Origin of the sequence: Sporosarcina jiandibaonis (assembly GCF_013184495.1) — a bacterium.
Lineage (GTDB): Bacteria > Bacillota > Bacilli > Bacillales_A > Planococcaceae > Sporosarcina > Sporosarcina jiandibaonis.
Genome location: NZ_JAAOIY010000008.1, coordinates 15,633 through 34,810, shown reverse-complemented (window position 1 = coordinate 34,810; position 19,178 = coordinate 15,633). Strand labels below are relative to the sequence as shown.

At 42.7% G+C, this 19,178-nt stretch carries 16 protein-coding genes and 1 pseudogene; 1 reads left to right on the top strand and 16 read right to left on the bottom strand.

Annotation, left to right across the window (positions count from 1 at the left end; all coding sequences use genetic code 11):
* Positions 1-190 precede the first annotated feature (190 nt).
* The 5 genes and pseudogenes from G8782_RS16575 to G8782_RS16560 form a co-directional block, all read right to left on the bottom strand.
* A pseudogene (locus tag G8782_RS16575) lies at positions 191-1,108 on the bottom strand (Nif3-like dinuclear metal center hexameric protein).
* A 343-nt stretch (positions 1,109-1,451) separates the two neighbouring features.
* Positions 1,452-2,825, bottom strand: coding sequence for a 23S rRNA (uracil(1939)-C(5))-methyltransferase RlmD (gene rlmD, locus G8782_RS16570; RefSeq protein WP_172373259.1), 1,374 nt, complete (start codon positions 2,823-2,825; stop codon positions 1,452-1,454).
* A 241-nt stretch (positions 2,826-3,066) separates the two neighbouring features.
* Positions 3,067-3,186, bottom strand: a complete 120-nt coding sequence (gene cydS / locus G8782_RS18635; protein WP_425505500.1) for a cytochrome bd oxidase small subunit CydS family protein — start codon at positions 3,184-3,186, stop codon at positions 3,067-3,069.
* Between the two features lie 18 nt (positions 3,187-3,204).
* Complete coding sequence (locus G8782_RS16565) at positions 3,205-4,230, bottom strand: cytochrome d ubiquinol oxidase subunit II (protein WP_172373257.1); 1,026 nt, start codon at positions 4,228-4,230, stop codon at positions 3,205-3,207.
* Positions 4,227-5,573: a cytochrome ubiquinol oxidase subunit I gene (locus G8782_RS16560; RefSeq protein ID WP_172373255.1), complete on the bottom strand. Its 1,347-nt coding sequence runs from the start codon at positions 5,571-5,573 to the stop codon at positions 4,227-4,229. Before G8782_RS16560 ends, G8782_RS16565 begins: the two co-directional genes overlap by 4 nt.
* Positions 5,574-5,869: 296 nt before the next feature.
* Between G8782_RS16560 and G8782_RS16555 the strand changes: the two genes are divergently transcribed.
* A complete protein-coding gene (locus G8782_RS16555) occupies positions 5,870-6,301 on the top strand; it encodes an NUDIX hydrolase (protein ID WP_172373253.1) in 432 nt (143 codons plus the stop codon).
* Between the two features lie 49 nt (positions 6,302-6,350).
* Here G8782_RS16555 and G8782_RS16550 read toward each other — a convergent pair whose 3' ends face one another.
* The 11 genes from G8782_RS16550 to G8782_RS16500 all read right to left on the bottom strand — a co-directional run bounded on the left by G8782_RS16550 (position 6,351) and on the right by G8782_RS16500 (position 19,177).
* The gene (locus G8782_RS16550) at positions 6,351-7,262 is read right to left on the bottom strand and encodes a diacylglycerol kinase (protein WP_172373251.1); all 912 of its coding nucleotides are present in this window, start codon (positions 7,260-7,262) and stop codon (positions 6,351-6,353) included.
* 39 nt (positions 7,263-7,301) lie between these two features.
* Positions 7,302-7,868 carry a thioredoxin family protein gene (locus G8782_RS16545; RefSeq protein ID WP_172373249.1) on the bottom strand — a complete coding sequence of 189 codons (567 nt, stop codon included), beginning with the start codon at positions 7,866-7,868 and terminating at the stop codon, positions 7,302-7,304.
* Positions 7,869-8,007: 139 nt separating this feature from the next.
* Complete coding sequence (gene gatB / locus G8782_RS16540) at positions 8,008-9,438, bottom strand: Asp-tRNA(Asn)/Glu-tRNA(Gln) amidotransferase subunit GatB (RefSeq protein WP_172373247.1); 1,431 nt, start codon at positions 9,436-9,438, stop codon at positions 8,008-8,010.
* 2 nt (positions 9,439-9,440) lie between these two features.
* Positions 9,441-10,904 carry an Asp-tRNA(Asn)/Glu-tRNA(Gln) amidotransferase subunit GatA gene (gene gatA / locus G8782_RS16535; RefSeq protein ID WP_172373245.1) on the bottom strand — a complete coding sequence of 488 codons (1,464 nt, stop codon included), beginning with the start codon at positions 10,902-10,904 and terminating at the stop codon, positions 9,441-9,443.
* A gap of 20 nt (positions 10,905-10,924) precedes the next feature.
* Positions 10,925-11,215 carry an Asp-tRNA(Asn)/Glu-tRNA(Gln) amidotransferase subunit GatC gene (gene gatC / locus G8782_RS16530; protein ID WP_172373243.1) on the bottom strand — a complete coding sequence of 97 codons (291 nt, stop codon included), beginning with the start codon at positions 11,213-11,215 and terminating at the stop codon, positions 10,925-10,927.
* 88 nt (positions 11,216-11,303) lie between these two features.
* Entirely contained in the window at positions 11,304-12,464 is a 1,161-nt protein-coding gene (locus tag G8782_RS16525; RefSeq protein ID WP_172373241.1) for a CamS family sex pheromone protein, read from the bottom strand.
* Between the two features lie 6 nt (positions 12,465-12,470).
* Positions 12,471-14,486 (bottom strand): NAD-dependent DNA ligase LigA, encoded by a 2,016-nt coding sequence (ligA, locus tag G8782_RS16520; RefSeq protein WP_172373239.1) that lies wholly within the window; start codon positions 14,484-14,486, stop codon positions 12,471-12,473.
* A 20-nt stretch (positions 14,487-14,506) separates the two neighbouring features.
* Positions 14,507-16,741: a DNA helicase PcrA gene (gene pcrA, locus G8782_RS16515; protein ID WP_172373237.1), complete on the bottom strand. Its 2,235-nt coding sequence runs from the start codon at positions 16,739-16,741 to the stop codon at positions 14,507-14,509.
* Between the two features lie 48 nt (positions 16,742-16,789).
* On the bottom strand, positions 16,790-17,488 hold the full coding sequence (gene pcrB / locus G8782_RS16510) for a heptaprenylglyceryl phosphate synthase (RefSeq protein WP_172373235.1): 699 nt from the start codon (positions 17,486-17,488) through the stop codon (positions 16,790-16,792).
* A 151-nt stretch (positions 17,489-17,639) separates the two neighbouring features.
* Positions 17,640-17,948, bottom strand: coding sequence for a YerC/YecD family TrpR-related protein (locus G8782_RS16505; protein WP_172373233.1), 309 nt, complete (start codon positions 17,946-17,948; stop codon positions 17,640-17,642).
* A 179-nt stretch (positions 17,949-18,127) separates the two neighbouring features.
* Entirely contained in the window at positions 18,128-19,177 is a 1,050-nt protein-coding gene (locus tag G8782_RS16500; RefSeq protein ID WP_172373232.1) for a DUF3048 domain-containing protein, read from the bottom strand.
* Position 19,178 lies beyond the last annotated feature (1 nt).

Below are 19,178 nucleotides of genomic sequence, written 5' to 3'. Positions count from 1 at the left end.
TTAATTCAACATGTTCGGACAAACGCAAATACATCCCGACATTAAATACTATCAAATTCATTCTCCCTGTAGAATACGAGTTCAGGCCCCATAAGAAAGTCCGCTTCACCCGGTTGATCTGATAGATGAACTCTTCATGAGCTTAATTACTTTAAGTACAGTATTTTCACATTAGAAAATCCTTAACTTTCTATAACCACCATTTTTCTTGTGGAATTAAAATAGATTTTATCCCGAAATTGCCTTCAAACCAATCTTTTATTAGGTGTTTTTTCACAAGATATTCTGATGCAGAATGTGACACACCAATGAGTGACATCGACGTGACCTTGGCATAATCCATCATCTCTTCATATTTTACTTTCCCATAATTATTATCAATATGGCAATGAATTTCACCTGTAATATATGCTTAAACACCTTTTCCTTCTGCTTCTTTAATCCAATCTACTTTATCTCCACAACCAGCTACAATAGCAACTGTATGGATATGATTTAAACGTTGCCCTTCAAAATCAACGTAAGGAATCTCAAAGATTTCTTTCAAGTCCTGTTCTAAATCATCAGTATTTGTTCCTTTAATATTACAAATTAATACCAGACTATCACCATTTTCATTTTGCATAAAACCGTCAACAATATTAGCATTTAAAGATTTAGCTATTGAAACGTTCGTGCCTAATTGTTTGTGATAATCTAAAGGGGCATGGCAAGTATAAACAGATAACTTTTTATCCTTTATTTTTTTTATATACTCTTCTTTTATTGGGACAAAACCCCTGCCCCATTTTCCATTTGGATCTCCACATTCCATAAGCAGTGGGTGGTGCATAAATAATAAGTCCCCTGTATTACTTTCGTCGATAAATCGTTCCAAAACATGGTCTGTAGGAAATACCGCAAGAAAAATACGTTCTACCTCTTCAGCACCTCGGATCATAAGCCCATTAAACAAATCCGTAAACTCCGGTTCAAAAGCAGTTTTCCAATCAAAATGAATCGGATCATAGACACTAGGAACAAATCGACTAAAAGCAGGGTCCTTACCAAACGACCTAATGTTAAATTCTATATCTAATTTATTGACGACCTCATTCAGAAGTACCACATTTCTCACTCTCCTTTAGTTAAATAAGACCCTCCTAAAAATTCTGTTTGAAGTTCTGTTTCTATAATCTTCTTTTCAAAAGAATCTCTATAGGCCTTGGCAGAAGGTTCGAGCTAACTACTTTAAAGATTTCTTGTTCCTTATAATGAATCGCGACCCCATCATCTGTCGCAATTCCTGACTGTTTCCCCGGTTTCCCTCAATTCCGAACCCGGAAGCCCTATTGGATTAGTACTGGGGTTCTAACAGAGTCCTATGGCTTTCCACATAGAAAACCCCGAGTTTGTAGTGGATCAAACCCGGGACTTTATTGAATAACATTCGGAAATAATAGGTGTTTATTTTAACTAGACAAAGCCAATTCCAACCAAGCCACACACTCTACATGACTACTCTGCGGAAACATATCCACCGGCTGCACTTCCTGCGTAAGATACCCTCCATCTTCCAAAATACGTAAATCTCGCGCAAGTGTCGCTGGATCACATGAAACGTAGACAATGCGTTTCGGTTTATATTCCAAAATTGTGTCCAATAATTTCTCGTCGCAGCCTTTACGCGGAGGATCGACGACTAGTACGTCAAATCGCTTTCCTTCAGCGTACCACTTAGGAATTACCTCTTCTGCTGGACCGGCTTCAAAATGGGCGTTGTCGATGCCGTTCAATTCAGCGTTTCGTTTGGCATCTTCGATTGCTTGCGGAACGATTTCGACGCCGTAAACTTCTTGGGCGTTTTGAGCGAGGAACAGTGAAATTGTGCCGATCCCGCAATAGGCATCGATGACAGATTCAGTTCCTGTTAGTTGAGCATATTCGAGTGCTTGCCCGTATAACACTTCTGTCTGCTCGGAGTTCACTTGATAAAATGAGCGTGCGGATATTTCAAATTTTATATCGCCTATTGTATCGACGATGAATGGTTTTCCGTAGAGCAAGAGTGTTTTATTGCCAAAAATAACGTTGGTTTTTTCGCTGTTGACGTTTTGCATAATTGATGTCACATCGGGAACGACGCGTTTAATGAGGTCTATCGCAGCATCTTTTTGCGGAAACTTTTTCGAACGGGTCACAAGCACGACCATTAATTCGCCCGTTGCACGCGCTTTTCGGACAATTAGATGACGCAGCATGCCGCGGTGTGTTCGCTCATCGTATGCTTCAATCCCCATGGCATGCATTTCATGTTTCAAGGTGGACATGATTTCGTCTGCTTCTTCGCCTTGAATAATGCAGACATCCGTGTCGACGATATGATGGGTTCGAGATCGGTAAAAACCCGAAACTACTTCCCCGTTTCGTTCACTGAACGGAATTTGGGATTTGTTCCGATAGCGCCAAGGGTCATCCATGCCTTTGACTGGATGTACGGGGACATGCGGAATTTTCCCGATGCGTTCCATGACGTCGCGAACCGTTTTTTGTTTTTGGCGCAGTTGTGCTTCGTAAGATAAATGTTGCAATTGGCAACCGCCGCATTCCCAAAATACATGACAAGGGGGCGCAACACGGTCTGGCGACTCTTTCGTCACGTTTATCAACTTCGCGAAACCGTACCGTTTCATTGTTTTCATCACTTGTATTTCAGCCTCTTCGCCTGGAAGCACGCCGGGGATGAAAAGCGGGTATCCGTCCACTTTTGCTACACCGGATCCATCATGCGTTAAATCTTCCACATAGACGTTGAGGCGATCATTTTTGTTTACAGTAAAAGACATTACTATTCCTCCAAAATTCATATGCCTATAGTTTAACACGTAGATAATGAATCGCGATATATATCCGACGCTTTACGATGGATATTCGCACATTTAGTGTCGATATCCGATACTTTCCCGGTGCTATCCGTCAGATACTCATTTATTTCCGCACTTTTCACAAACATATCCGCAAATCATTACTTAAGAACTATCCCCTCAAAAAAAACAGACGCCATAACGACGTCTGCCCCCTCCCTACTTATTCTTCCTCATCAATCTGCCGCCTCACCGCATCATCCTTCGGAGCCACGACAAATGCGAGAACAAGCGAACCGATGAGCACAATGAATGGGGCGTAAAACATTAGAAAGTTATTCAGCACAATAAATTCCCCCCTTTAAGCATGATGCTTACTTTTTCCGCGGACATAGTCTTTGTCAAATAGGAACAACCTCATTAGCAAATACAAGGACGGAATCAATAATCCGAGTCCCATTATGAACACGACAATTAACGAAATCGCCATCGCTGGATTCGTGAAACTGTCGTAAATCGTCAAGTACGGGTAGAGCAAATACGGGTAATGTGATGCGCCGTATCCGAAGAAGGCAAATATGAATTGCCCTGCCAGCAAGATGAACGCAAGCCCATAATTACGACGGATCCATAATAGCCAGACCGTCCCGATGAACATGATAAATGAGATTAGAAACATCGGCCAGAAATTTTGGATATTGGCATAATGCTCCGGGTTGTGTCTTCTTAATTCGAAAATAATGCCGCCTGCTGTAATGATTGTCGGCAATGCCCAAATGAGCGCATATTTCCGCAACAGATTTGCCGCTTCGAAGTAACGCGCTTTATTCGCGTACCACGTTAAAAATACGGCAGAAATATAAAGTGTCGCCGCAATACTTAGAACGACGATAGACCAAGTCAAAGGACTCGTGAACAATAACCAATAATCGAGCACGGGATTCCCGTCCACCATCTCGACGAAACCGCCTTCTGAAATCGTCAGGACAATCGATAACGACGCGGGAAGCAATAACCCGCTAAGGCCATACATGAAGGAATAGCCCTTATGTCCGCGCGACCCATACGTTTCAAACGCATAATACGAACCCCGAATCGCGAGTAAGATAATCCCGATACTGACGGGAACCAATAACGTCGTGCCATAATAAAATGCTGTTTTCGGAAAGAATCCGATGATCCCGACGAAAAAGAAGACGAGGAAAACGTTCGTCACTTCCCATACCGGCGATAAATAGCGCTGAATGATATTTGTTAAAATATGCTTCTTGCCTGTGAGCAAACTATAAGCGTTAAAGAACCCTGCTCCGAAGTCAATCGCGCCGATTAGAATATAACCGAATAGAAATGTCCAAAGAACCGTTATGCCGATTATTTCTAGGCTCATAGCATGTCACCGCCCTTCTCCATATTCCGGTCTTCGATTTCTTGTTCGACTGGATTTTTTCGGAACATCCTTCTTAAGATGACAACGCTTCCGATACCAAGTATGAGATAAAGCAAACAGAACAAGACAAGCATCGTATCTACATGACCACTTGTTGTCGCAGCATCTTGGGTTCGCATGATTTTACGAAGAACCCACGGCTGTCGCCCGACTTCGGCCAGCCACCAACCTGCTTCAATCGCGATAATTGATAGCGGTCCACCGAGCACGATTAACCAGCGGAACCATCTTGTCGTGACCATTTTCCAACGTCTTTTGGTGCCGATCCAGAATACGGCCGCTAATAAAACCATCCACACGCCGATGGTCACCATGATGTCGAATAAGTAATGGATATAGAGCGGCGGAATTTCATCTTCAGGAAACTGATCAAGCCCGATTACTTCTGCTGACGGTATGCTATGGGCGAGAATACTTAATGCATACGGAATCTTTATCGCATATTTCACTTCTCCATCGTCGAGCACACCATACATAATTAGCGGCGCGTTTCCTTCAGTTTCAAAATGCCATTCAGCCGCGGCAAGTTTTTCAGGCTGGTATTCAGCTAAATACTTCCCGGAGAAATCTCCGATGACAGCCGTTGCAATTGCAAAGATTAGTCCGATTTTCATCGTCAAATAAAGGGCTTTTTTGTGATATTCATGATTGGATCCTTTTAATAAACGAAAAGCAGCGATTGCTGCAAGAACGAAAGCTGCAGTCATATATGCAGTCACAACAACATGCGCCACTTTCGTCGGCATTGCCGGGTTAAACATCGCTACGAGCGGGTTAATATTGATTAATTCCCCATTCACGATGTCAAATCCGCGCGGCGCGTTCATAAATGCGTTTACCATCGTGATAAAAACAGCTGAAAAGGATGCGCCGATTGCAACTGGAATAAGCAAAAGCAAATGTTTTTTCTGGTTTTCAAACCGATCCCAAGTGTATAAATAGATGCCAAGGAAAATCGCTTCAAAAAAGAACGCGAACGTTTCCATAAATAACGGCAGCGCGATGACATTTCCTGCAAGCTCCATGAAGTTCGGCCACAACAACGACAACTGCAAACCGATTGCAGTTCCGGTTACAACTCCGACCGCGACGGTAATGATGAATCCTCTTGCCCATCGTCTTGCCAGCAAAATATAATGCTCGTCATTTTTCTTTATTCCGACCCATTGGGCGATCATAATCATTAAAGGAACCCCTACGCCAATTGTTGCGTAGATAATGTGGAATGATAATGTGGTTTCCGTTAATACGCGCGAAAAAAATACAGCTTCTTCATTTCCCAATCAAATTACCTCCTTCAACTCCCAAAAATTCGACCGACGATTGAGAGGAGCATAATTCCTGCGATAATGAAGACCAGCCAAATAAGACGTTTTTCATGTTTTTTATACATCCAGGCACGTCCTTTCAAAAGTCATTCTTCCCTATATCATATACCCGCTATACCCAACATTAACTCCGCTATTAACTTCAAATAGTGAACCTTTTATGACCAATATCCGACAATTCAGCAACAAACACTTGAGAATAGTATGAATCTTAGGTATAATGAAAGAATAAGCCCAAGAGGTGAAGGCAAATGAAAACCAAAAGAAAAGTACTAGCTTATATTACAAGAGGCGAAGAACCGGATTGGGAAATTCTCGTTTTCCAACAAAAAGACAACCCCGACGCCGGCATACAAGTTCCAGGCGGTACAATCGAAAGTGATGAATTGATCATCGACGCACTATACCGTGAAATCGAAGAGGAAACCGGGATTACTCGCGAAAACCTCGAGCTCAAGGGCAAGGTAATTAAAAACAAGTACTTTCCCGAACATAAAAACAAGATTTATGAACGCACAATTTTCCATCTTTCCTACATTGGAGACAATGACAAGAAATGGGAACATATTGTCAAGGGGAATGGCAAAGACGAAGGGATGACATTTTGTCATCGATTTGTTCCGATAGATCAGATTCCCGAACTCGCGGGAAACCAAGACGAAGCGATAAATTTCTTAACATAAAAAAGTTGTATGCAAGTCATTTAATGACTGTGCATACAACTTTTTACGTTTATACCAAATCCTGTTCTCTCAATTCGTCTAATGGCGCAAACATTTCAATATGGCGGTATAAGTTTTTAAAGGTCGCTGGCAATACCCCGCCGTATTCGCCGTCCAAATTCAAGAGAACTTCTTCTGAAGATGTGACGACGATTTTTTCCGCTTTGCTTGAAATAACGAGCGGATCGTCAATATGTTCACCGCGCAAGGCCAGCGAAACAATGCGAATAAATTCAGCAATATTACATTTCTTTAAAATTAGCAACGTGAATTTACCATCATTCAAACTTGAATCAGGCGCAAGTTTTTCGAAGCCGCCCACTGAGTTTGTTAATCCAACAAGGAACATCATCGCTTCATCATCAAAGACTTCCCCGTCATATTCAATTCTTACATGGGAAGAATTAATCGATGGCAACATTTCAATTCCTTTTAAATAATAGGCCAGCTGACCGAGGACAGTTTTCAACTTGCTCGGCACATCATACGTAAGCTCAGTCATTCTTCCCCCGCCGGCAATGTTAATAAAATGGCGATCATTCATTAATCCGACATCAACGGGAATGGTATCTCCCTTAAGAATGACATCTAGTGCACCGCCAATATCGCGCGGAATTCGCAAGGCGCGAGAAAAATCGTTTGTTGTTCCCATTGGAATTAGTCCGATTTTGGGACGTTTTTCAAAAGGGCTGACGCCTGCAACAACTTCGTTGAGCGTTCCATCGCCACCTGCGCAAATAATAAGGTCAAAACCTCGTTCTACTGCTATTTTGGCCGCTTCGGTTGCATCGCCTTCTCCCGTCGTTGCATGACAAGAAGTTTCATAACCTGCTATTTCAAGCTGTTCGAGCACATCGCCGAGATGTTTTCGAAACACTTCGCGACCAGATGTGGGATTATATATAATACGGGCACGTTTCATCCGAGTATTCCCTTTCTTTCTATACATTTAAATTAATGTTTACGCGTTTTGCAATACCGGCATGAAAGTCTTACGAATATCCTCGTAAACAGCCAGCCAATATTCGGGTTTCGTCGTGTATTCTGAAGTAATTCGAGAAATAAATTCTTTTTGTTTTTCAATATATTCAGGTGCATCCTTTGAAGGCAATGACTCCCTGAGTTTTAAAATATAGTCTTGAAGTTGGCTAGCACGCGGACCCCATTCTGCCACGACTTCTCCATCGTTTCCTAGTAGTAAATACTTCGGGATCGATCGACCGCCATTCGTTAAGTGTCGATCGATTAACGTCGTATCCTCGTCCCGATAGACTGCACGAACATCCAAATCAGCCGCTTCCGCTATTTTTCGAAGTATCGCGTTGTTCATCATTGCGTCCCCGCACCAGTCCTCCGTAATGACAAGGATTTCGGGGTTTACCGTCTTCAAAAGTGCGATAAATTCATCGTCTTGCGGGCATTCGAATTGCTCATAAATACGATGCGAGTTTTCTTTGTGGCTCTTCATTTGATCCATATACGATTTGAGTGAAATTGCTTCATCGAAATATTGTTTTTCAGTTTTCATGGACAACACACTCCCTTCCATCAATTGTACGTTTTCCTCAATTGCTAATCAACTTCCACGGTTCGTTTGGAAGGATGTGAATCTAAAAAACGTCCTATGGAACGACTGGTACAGTCATTCATAGGACGTATAGTTTAAATTAATGTTTCTCAATTTCCTCAAGAAGGATTTTATTGACAAGTTGCGGGTTTGCTTGTCCTTTAGATGCTTTCATAATTTGCCCTACTAGGAAGCCTAGCGCGCGGCCTTTACCGTCTTTATAGTCGACGATCGATTGAGGATTTGCTTCGAGCGTTTCAGCGACCATCTTGCGAAGTGTGCCTTCGTCCGAAATTTGGACAAGTCCTTTCGCCTTAACGATGTCATCAGCGATACCGCCTTTTTCAATCAGTTCCTTAAATACTTTCTTCGCGATTTTAGAAGAAATCGTTCCGTCTTCGATGAGCTTGATCATGCTGGTAAGCCCTTCAGGAGTAAGTTTAGTCTCCGCAAGTTCTTTTTGTTCAGCATTCAGATATGCAGATACTTCTCCCATTAACCAGTTAGAGGCCAATTTAGGATCTGCGCCCGCTTCAACTGTCGCTTCATAGAAATCGGACATTTCTTTCGTCAATGTCAATACCATTGCATCATAAGCTGGTAGGCCGAGTTCATTCATATAACGATCTTTACGCGCATCCGGCAGTTCTGGAATTTCAGCACGAATACGCGCTTTCCAATCCTCATCAATATGAATTTCCGGTAAGTCCGGATCATTAATGAAACGGTAATCATCCGCTGACCCTTTGATACGCATGAGCACGGTGTCTCCAGTTGATTCGTCATAACGACGCGTTTCTTGCTCAATTACACCGCCTGAAAGCAAGATTTTTTCTTGACGTTCCACTTCTTTAATGATTCCTCTTCTAACAAAGTTAAAGGAGTTCAAGTTTTTCAGTTCCGTCTTCGTGCCAAATTCTTTCTGACCGACTGGACGCAATGAAATATTAGCGTCACAACGAAGCGAACCTTCCTCCATGCGGCAATCTGACACGCCTGTGTACTCGATAATCGCTTTTAACTTTTCAAGAAAAGCGTATGCCTCGTCCGCAGAACGAATGTCCGCTTCTGAAACGATTTCAATTAGCGGTGTTCCTTGTCGGTTCAAATCGACGAGTGAATATCCGTGTTCCGTATGCGTCAGTTTACCCGCATCTTCTTCAAGATGGATTCGGTTCAATCTGATTTTTTTCTTCTTGCCATCCACTTCAATTTCAACCCATCCGCCAACGCCGATAGGACGATCTTCTTGAGAAATCTGGTACGCTTTCGGATTATCCGGGTAAAAATAATGCTTTCGATCGAAATGCATGACATCAGCAATGTCACAATTCAGCGCCATCGCAGCTTTCATGCCAAAATCGACGACCGATTTATTCAATACGGGCATAACGCCAGGATAGGCCAAGTCGGTTACGTGAATATTTTTATTTGGTTCTGCACCGAAATGGGATGGTGCAGAAGAAAAGATTTTTGTGTTTGTTTTTAATTCGACGTGAACTTCTAGTCCGATTATTGTTTCAAAATTCATCGTTATTTCTCCTCCCATATGGCCGGAGTGCGTTTATGGAAATCGGTTGCTTGTTCGTACGCATGTGCCACTTTATAAATTGTCGCCTCATCGAAGTGATTTCCGATGATTTGCAAGCCTAACGGAAGTCCGTTCGAAAATCCGCAAGGGACAGAAATTGCCGGAACACCTGCAAGGTTTATAGGTGTCGTCAAAATGTCGCCCATGTATTTTGTGACGATATCATCTGGTTCCCCATCGATTTTATAAGCTGTTGTCGGGGCTGCAGAACTTATAATGACATCGTATTTGGAAAAGACATTTGCAAAGTCTTGCGCTACTAACATTCGTGCTTTCTGCGCTTTTTTATAGTATTCCTCGTAATGTCCGGCACTTAACGCATAGGTACCTAATAAAATACGTCGTTTCACGTCACGTCCAAAGCTTTCTGCCCGTGACTTTCTGTAGATTTCATCGAGACTTTTTGCATCTTCAGAACGATATCCAAAATGTACTCCGTCATAGCGGGAGAGATTGGATGATGCTTCAGCGGAAGAAATATAATAATACGCTGGGAGTGCATATGTTGTATGCGGAAGCGAAACTTCTTCCCACTCTGCCCCGAGTGATTCTAGTACTTTAAGGGCTTCGAGTACTGCATTCTTCGCATCTTCTCCAACGCCTACGCCCATATATTCTTTCGGAACGCCAATTTTGATTCCACGAATATCGCCTGTTAAATGTTCGATATAATTAGGCACTTCTTTCGAAGAAGAGGATGAGTCCTTTTCATCATGTCCGGCGATTGCTTGTAAAAGGAGCGCATTATCTTCAACCGTGCGCGTAATCGGGCCGATTTGGTCTAATGAGGATGCAAGCGCGATAAGTCCATAACGGGATACTCGTCCATAAGTCGGTTTCATGCCGACAACGCCGCAGAATGCCGCTGGTTGGCGAATCGATCCGCCTGTGTCTGTTCCTAATGCAAAAGGAACTTCACCTGCTGCAACAGCTGCTGCAGAACCGCCTGATGAGCCGCCAGGGACATGGTCAAGGTTCCAAGGATTACACGTTGTTTTGAATGCAGATGTTTCTGTTGTTGAACCCATCGCAAACTCGTCAAGATTCAGTTTCCCGATTGAAACCATACCGGCTTGGTTTAATTTCTCAACGACTGTTGCATCGTATACAGGGATGAAATCTTCTAGCATACGACTTGCAGATGTCGTAGTGATTCCTTTTGTTACAATATTATCTTTGATGCCCACAGGCAAACCAAATAGCGGACCGCGGTTTTCAACCGGTTCGTTATCCAACTGTTCGGCTCTTTCCAAGGCTTTCTCTTCGTTGGTAGAAATGAAGGCTTGTACCTTATCATCCGTTTTAGCAACGCGAGCAAATGTTTCTTCAGTGAGTTCTTTAATGGTTATTTCTTTATTATGTAACAGCGACTGAAGTTCCGCCGTCGTCTTATTAAGTAATGTCATTGGATTTCCTCCTTGGGCTTTTATGAAAGAATTGTCGGTACTTTAATTTCGCCATTTTGATGTTCTTTCACGCTTCTCAGCATTTCATCGCGGTCCAGAACATCTCGTTCCACGTCTTCGCGCATCACGTTAATTTGTTGTAGCGCATGCGTCATTGGAACAACGTTCTCCAAATCCAATTCATTTAGTTTATCAGCATATCCGATGAATGTCGCTAAATCTTCAGTAAAAAGATCCGCTTCTTCATCTGTCAAGGCAAGCATTGCACGATCAGCAACTGCAAGCAATTCTTCTTTTGTAACTTTCGTCATTTAAATTCCTCCTTTAGGTCCAATAATACTCTTTATCATAACACCAATCTGCTTATACATAAAAATAGTCGGCTTCAACTGAATACGGTCAATAGCCGTAAATATGAACGAACGGTTCGTCTTCACCAGGTTTTTTTATAATCAACGCTTCTGGTCCGTTAATCGATGTAATGCTCACTTCAGTATGGACATTCGGAAGATATTTCGGCATTATACTGACTAAGTATTGAATAAAACCGATCGTTTCGCTAGTTCCGTAAAATTGAATCGGAATTTCAATGGTTAATGAATTCAGTTTGCCTTCTTTATGAAATCCACGTCCAATAACGTTGACGAAACTCGGAAAATAATCATCAATCGCTTGTTTGAAGTTTTTAAAAGCCGTGTTTGTATCCCGGTATTTTTCATCATTTGTCCGCGTCGGGAACACGACGTACTTCTCATTGATGCGCTTCCAACCCGTCAATCCTTTTCCTTTATCCGCAAAAGCCGTTGCGAAATAGGTGCCTGGCACAATCGAGGATTTGCGGTTTTGTTTAAAGAGACCGACAACAATCGGGATATCTTCAAGTCCTTCCTGAGCGCGAAGACGTTTGACAACTTCCTCAGCCATCAACATGCCCTGCTCTTCAATCTGTTTATCCGGTATTGCCGCTATCTGATGCCCGCTGATATTGTAATAATAGGATTTTAACGCAAGGCCGATTGATATGCCTCCCAGTTTCACTTCTTTTTTATCCTTTGTCATGACTAGATAGTTTTGTTCTACGATATGTGAAAGATAATCTGGCGCTTTTTCCGCTATTTCAGCATCCGATGTCCCTTTAGGCGGACGTTTGGGATTAAGGCCTGGGTCTACTTCATCCTTGCCTATACTTTTATCGTCACCTTTTCTTTTTAGCCATGACGCTGCGGTCTTCTCGTCAATATACTGGCCTTCTTGAAAGTAATAATCTTTCGGGGCAAAGTGTTGAGCGGAAAGGCGAAGTAAACCTTCTTCCACTTCTTTAATGTCATACTTTGTTCCGGCCCGGTCCTCAGCAACCAAACCGCGACTCGCGCTTTTCTTAAATGGCAATAAGGTTTGGTAATAGTCGTCTTTCAATTGGACATCTGGAATTATTACCGTTTCTTCAACACTTTCTTCCGTGTCCTGGATAAGTTCCTCATCTTCACCGCCTATTGAAGGGAGACATCCCCCGACTAAAAGCATCAAGACAAGTCCTGGAATTAATAAAAATCTTCTCATAAGGTTTTACTCCTTTGCACCAAGTGCTTCAATCAGCTGCGCTTCATTCCAAACTAGGATTTCAAGCTCCTGTGCTCGAGTCAATTTGGAACCGGCAGCTTCTCCGGCAACGACAAGATCCGTATTTTTACTGACACTTCCCGTTACTTTTCCACCAAGCGCTTCAATTTCTTTTTTTGCTTCTCCTCGGGTCATTTCAAAAAGTTTCCCCGTTAGCACGACTGTTTTGCCAGCAAAAGGCCCTTCTGTCGGGACATCCTGCCTGCTTTGACCTTTATATGTCAAGTTAACCCCGTAACGCTCAAGTTTTCGCAAGACTTCGAGCACATCTTCATTGGCAAAATAAGTTGTGATCGATTCCGCGACTTTATCGCCAATTTCATGGATGGACACTAGTTTCTCTGCATCGGCTTTCATCAGCGCTTCGAGCGTTCCGAACTCCTCTGCAAGAATCCGTGCCGCCTTTTCCCCGACATGACGAATGCCTAGCCCGAATAAAACTTTTTCCAATGAATTCTTCTTTGAGTTTTCAATCGCTGTCAATAAATTAGAAACAGATTTCTCGCCCATCCGTTCAAGATCGATCAATTGCTCTCTCGTTAACGTATACAAATCAGATACATCTCGGACAAGTTCAGCCAAGTATAATTGCTCAACGACACGTTCACCAATGCCTTCAATATTCATCGCATTCCTTGAGACGAAATGAATGATCGCTTCTTTCATTTGCGCAGGACATTTCGGGTTCACACAACGGAGTGCAACTTCTTCTTCAAGCCGTACTAACTCAGAATCGCATTCAGGACAGTTTTCCGGCATTTCAAACGGCACTTCATCCCCCGACCGCTTTTCTACCATAGGCGCGACAACTTCCGGAATGATATCGCCCGCTTTACGGATGACCACCGTATCCCCGATTCGAATATCTTTTTCCGTTATTAAATCTTCATTGTGAAGTGTCGCTCTTCCTACCGTCGAACCGGCGACGAGTACGGGTTCAAGAATTGCTGTCGGCGTAACAACGCCAGTACGCCCAACGCTGAGCTCGATATCAATCAGTTTGGTAATCACTTCTTCTGCCGGAAACTTAAAAGCAGTCGCCCATCGCGGACTGCGCGCGGTGAACCCAAGCTGTTCTTGATCTTCGAATAAGTCCACTTTCACCACGATGCCGTCAATGTCGTAATCCAAATCTGATTTCGCATCAGCCCATTTGTTGATATAGGCAATCACTTCGTCAATCGATTCACAGCGCTGACGTTCTTTATTCGTAACAAACCCAAGCGTATCCGCGTAATTTAGCGCATCGGAATGACTGTCAACTCCGTATTCGCTGCCGTCTCCGCCAATCCCGTAAATAAAAATAGCGAGGTTTCGACTTGCGGCAATTTTCGTGTCGAGTTGGCGCAAAGAGCCTGCCGCCGCATTTCGAGGATTCGCAAACGGTTCCTCACCCGCTTCGTCTCGAGATTCGTTCAATTTCACGAAGGATTTTTTAGGCATATATGCTTCACCGCGAACTTCAATAGAAACAGGTTCATGCAAGCGAAGCGGAACCGACCGTATCGTTCGCAAGTTTGCAGTAATATCTTCACCGACAGTCCCGTCGCCCCGAGTCGCGCCTTGGACAAAACGTCCATCAACGTAGCGCAATGAAATCGCGAGGCCGTCGATTTTCAACTCGCAAATATAGGAGACACCAGCGCCTGTTGCTTCTCGAACTCTTCGATCGAAATCACGCAGGTCGTCTTCATTAAACGCATTCGATAAGCTAAGCATCGGGTTTTCATGAGTCACTTTTCCAAAACCCGAAAGAACTTCGCCGCCGACGCGTTGCGTGGGCGAATCCGGGAACCGCAAATCCGGATTTTCAGTTTCGATTTTCAGCAATTCTTGAAAATATTCATCATAGATTGCATCGGAAACGAGCGGTTTATCGAGTACATAATAAGCATGACCGTATTTATGGAGGAGGCTATTCAGCTCTTCCACTCGCTTTTCTAGTTCAATTCTGTCTTTCATTTCGTTTCCTCCTTGGCAATTCACACCTTTTCAATCGGAGCAAATTTAGCTAATAATCGTTTAACACCGACTGGATTTGGAAAAGCGATATCAAGTTCGATATCATCAGCAGATCCTTTCACGCTGACAACCATGCCGGTGCCCCAAACTTTATGGCTCGCTTTGTCTCCAACGCTCCAGCCCATTTTCTCGCCACCGCTCGCTTGATAAGCAGGTCTGGTTACAGCAGCACGTCTAGCTGATGCCGCCATGCGATTTCGCGGGTTGCTTCCGATAGAAAACGCGCTTTTTTCGGAAAGCTCTTCCGTAATGTCTTCCGAAATTTCCGTGATAAACCGGGATGGATTATTATAACTTGCACGCCCGTAAAGCGTTCGGTAACGCGCCGAAGTCAAATATAGTTTCTGTTCCGCACGTGTAATGCCAACGTAAGCAAGACGTCTTTCTTCTTCCATTTCTTCCTCATCCGCCATCGAACGGGAATGAGGGAATACATTTTCTTCCATGCCGATAATAAAGACGACAGGATACTCAAGACCTTTTGCGCCGTGCATCGTCATTAAGACGACTTTCTCGGCATTTTTGTTCTCTTCTTCATCAAGCGAATCGATATCCGCTATTAAGGCTAAGTCAGTCAAAAATGCAACAAGTGACTTATCATCATTTTCTGCTTGCTCTTCAAAAGATTTCGTAACAGATAGAAATTCTTCAATATTTTCAAGTCGGCTTTCTGCCTCAATCGACTTTTCGCGTTTTAGCATTTCACGATAACCCGATTTATCAAGAACTTCTTCAACAAGTTCTGAAACCGGTAGAAATTCAACCATCTTTGTAAAACCGGTGATCATATCTCGAAACTTTGCCACTTCGTTTGCCGTGCGCGGCGTAATCCCCATAAAATCCACCTCTTGAAGGGAGTCGAAAATTGAACGATCATGCATGATTGCAAAGCTCGCCATTTTTTCAAATGACGTCGCCCCGATTCCCCGTTTCGGTTCATTAATAATTCGCGCTAACGCTAAGTCATCTTCGTTATTTGCTATTAATCGCAAGTAGGAAAGCAAGTCCTTGATCTCTTTTCGATCATAGAACTTCGTGCCTCCGACAATTGTATAATCAAGATTCGATTTTACGAGAAATTCTTCAATCACTCGTGATTGGGCATTCGTTCGGTATAAAATTGCAAATTGGTCAAGTTTTAAATTCTCTTCCTTTTGCAATTCAAGAATTTTTCCAACGACAAATTGAGATTCATCTTTCTCATCGCTCGCTTTATAAATATAAATCGGATCGCCTTCCGTATTCTCTGTGTGAAGATTTTTATCATACCGGGTTCGGTTATTAGAAATGACATCGTTCGCTGCTTGCAACACTCGTTTTGTTGAACGGTAGTTTTGTTCAAGCATTATCACTTCGGCGTCTTTATAATCTTTTTCAAAGGAAAGAATGTTCCCGATATCCGCGCCGCGCCATCTATATATCGACTGATCGGAGTCGCCGACGACACATAAATTATTAAACTTAGCCGCGAGCATGTTAACGAGTTGATACTGCGCATTGTTCGTATCTTGATACTCATCTACGTGGATGTATTGGAATTTGCTTTGGTAGAATTCCAATACATCGGGAACACGCTTAAACAGCTCGATCGTCAACATGATCAAGTCGTCAAAATCGAGCGATTGATTTTGGCGCAGACGTTTTGAATAGCCGTCATACACATCAGCAATCGTTTTTTCATAAGGATTGAATTTGTTCATTTGTTCACGATACATTTTTGCATCGATGCATTCGTTTTTAGCGTTGCTTATCGTATTCAATAACATTCTCGCGTCATTTTGCTTTGGATCTAAATTTAATTCTTTGAGTACGTTTCTTATGACTGTCAGTTGATCGGCTGAATCCAAAATCGAAAAGGATTTCGAATAACCTAGCTGGTCAATGTTTCGGCGCAATATGCGCACGCACATGGAGTGGAACGTCGATACCCACATTCGCTCGCCCGTACCTGAACCAAGCAAACCATCGATTCTTTCCCGCATTTCTCTCGCTGCTTTATTGGTAAAGGTAATCGCTAATATATTCGATGGATAAACGCTTTTTTCCACGACAAGGTAAGCGATTCGGTGCGTCAAAACACGGGTTTTCCCCGAACCGGCGCCCGCCATGATCAGTAGCGGCCCTTCTGTCTTCTTAACTGCCTTTATTTGCTCGGGGTTCATGCCCGCCAGTAAATTCTCTGCAATTGTTTTCATTGTTTACATCGTCCTTTCGGAACATTTGTTCTTCATATTGTACACTTCTTATTCAGTGATGGAAACTGATTTAACAGCTTTGACTGTTGAAAGTGCATTTTTGAAATTTTCATAAATTACGTTTCCTACGATAACCGTGTCGGCAATTTCGGCCATTTCCTTGGCATCATGAGCATTTTGAATGCCGCCGCCGTAAAACAACTTTGTGTTTTCAAGTATTCGCGCTGCAGCCCGGACGATTTCCGGATCACCGTACATTCCGCTGTATTCCATATAAAAGACGGGCAGCTTGAAAAGATGTTCCGTCATTCGCGCATAAGCAATAATATCTTCCTCGTCGGGGACTTTTGTGACACCCGTCAATTGCGCGGCTTTGCAATCTGGATTTAAAATGCAGTAGCCTTCTGTTATGATTTCGTTCCAATCCATCATATGGCCATATTCGCGAAGCGCTTCGTGATGGATACCGTTAATCCATTCAGCTTTCGTAGAGTTTAGCACTGTGGGAATAAAATAATAGTCGAAGCCCGGCGTAACTGATTCGACGGTTGACACTTCGAGGGCAAGCGGGACGGAATATCTTCTGATCCGAACGAGCAAGTCCAGTACATTATCCAGTGTGACGCCATCAGTTCCGCCGACGATGATTCCGTCTGTTCCTGATTCTGCAAGAAGTTCAATTTCTTCATTTGTAATTGTTTTAGCGGGATCTAATTTAAAGGCATGACGCCATGTTGTGATGTCCATTATTAACCACCTAACCATTTATGTTCGTTCTTCCATTATAGCAAAAAAACCAGACAGATTCTTTCTCTGCCTGGTTGATTGTTTAAGTTTCACTATTGGGTTATTTTCTACAGGAAAATAACTTGTTATTTTTTTCATGAAAAATAACTTATTAGCTTTCTTCGTCCTTTATCGGATAAAGGCGATTTAGAATTTTATTGTAACCGCCGGAGCCATAATCGACACAGCGTCGAACGCGTGAAATGGTAGCGGTGCTTGCACCTGTATCATGTTGAATCGTATCGTACGTTTTTTTCATATTTAGCATGTGCGCTACGTCAAGTCTTTGTGATAGTGATTGCATTTCACTGATTGTACAAAGATCATCAAAAAATTCATAGCATTCCTCAATCGTTTTCAATTCAAGAATCGCTTTAAATAGTTGGTCTGTCTGATGTCCGCGTATTTTATTTAATTGCATACGATTTCCCTCTCTTCCCAATCTATTCGCCAAGGGTACTGTTAGTGTCCAACATTAGCAAAGTACCTTAATAATGGTGATTTCCATTAAGGGCGGACGGTGAGCCCGCTGGAGCCGCCGCCCTCCACTCCAATCAACTATGTTCACTATATATACAGAGGAAGTTAAATTAGTGCCTATTATTCATTAATGGTATACGAAACATTAGTACCAATCCCAGGATTTGTCTTAATGACGTGAATCCATGTTTTACCCGGGACGAGTTTTGCAGGTTCGCCGTTGTCAAATGGCGTTAAGATGCCGTCCAGGTTTACCCATTCAATCTCTTTTACAATTCCTGCTTGAAATAAAAGAGCCTTGCCGCCGGATTCAAGATCGATGGCTTGTCTACCGTCTTTGTCGATTGTCTGATGATTTGCTTCAAACACTAATATATTTGAAAGCGCAATCGGCTCATTGTTTGTGTGATCGATGGTTAAAACGTCGTTCACCGTCCGGTCATACGTCCCGTTGACTTCGTTATACGCATACGTACTTGTAAAATTTGGATGCGTGCCGTTTTGAACGACCACAGATGTAGTACTATCTCCTATTTTAGCACTTTCAATAAATTCATGGAAAGAAAGTGACGGCATTTTGTCAATTACCTTCGAAGAATTCGTCGTTTCTAGAGCTTCTATTATACTGTCATTTGAAATATATGAATTATGCGGAGCTTTTCGATCCGGTGAACGTTTGAAAAGAGTCCCGTCATAACGCATGCCGTTAACATGGTCGACATAGCCCGCATTTAGTAAATCGAGTGCATCTGGGCTATATCCATGAGCAACATAAAATGCGTCAAGTCCCTTAGTAATATGAATAAAATAATCCCGTGCGCTTCGAACGGGTCCGATTTGTTCGGGTAATTCACTTTGAAACAAAGCTAACAATCTCGTGACATTTCCTTCTGTTATTAATTCATAAACGATATCCGCATCACTTAATCCTGATTGGGGTCTGGCAAGCGGATGATTATTGATCATTACGGCTACTGGACGACTCAAACTTTCTTCTTCAGACATGACACCCGTAAACGGTGCCTCATACAAAACAGTTTCATCGGCTGGTTCTTCTGTATTTGAATCTTCCGGCCCTGTACTAGGTACCTCCACTTTTTCTTTACTACAAGCCGATACTAGTAATATAGCGAGTAAAATATAAATGAGTATGCTCTGTTTACCTTTCATC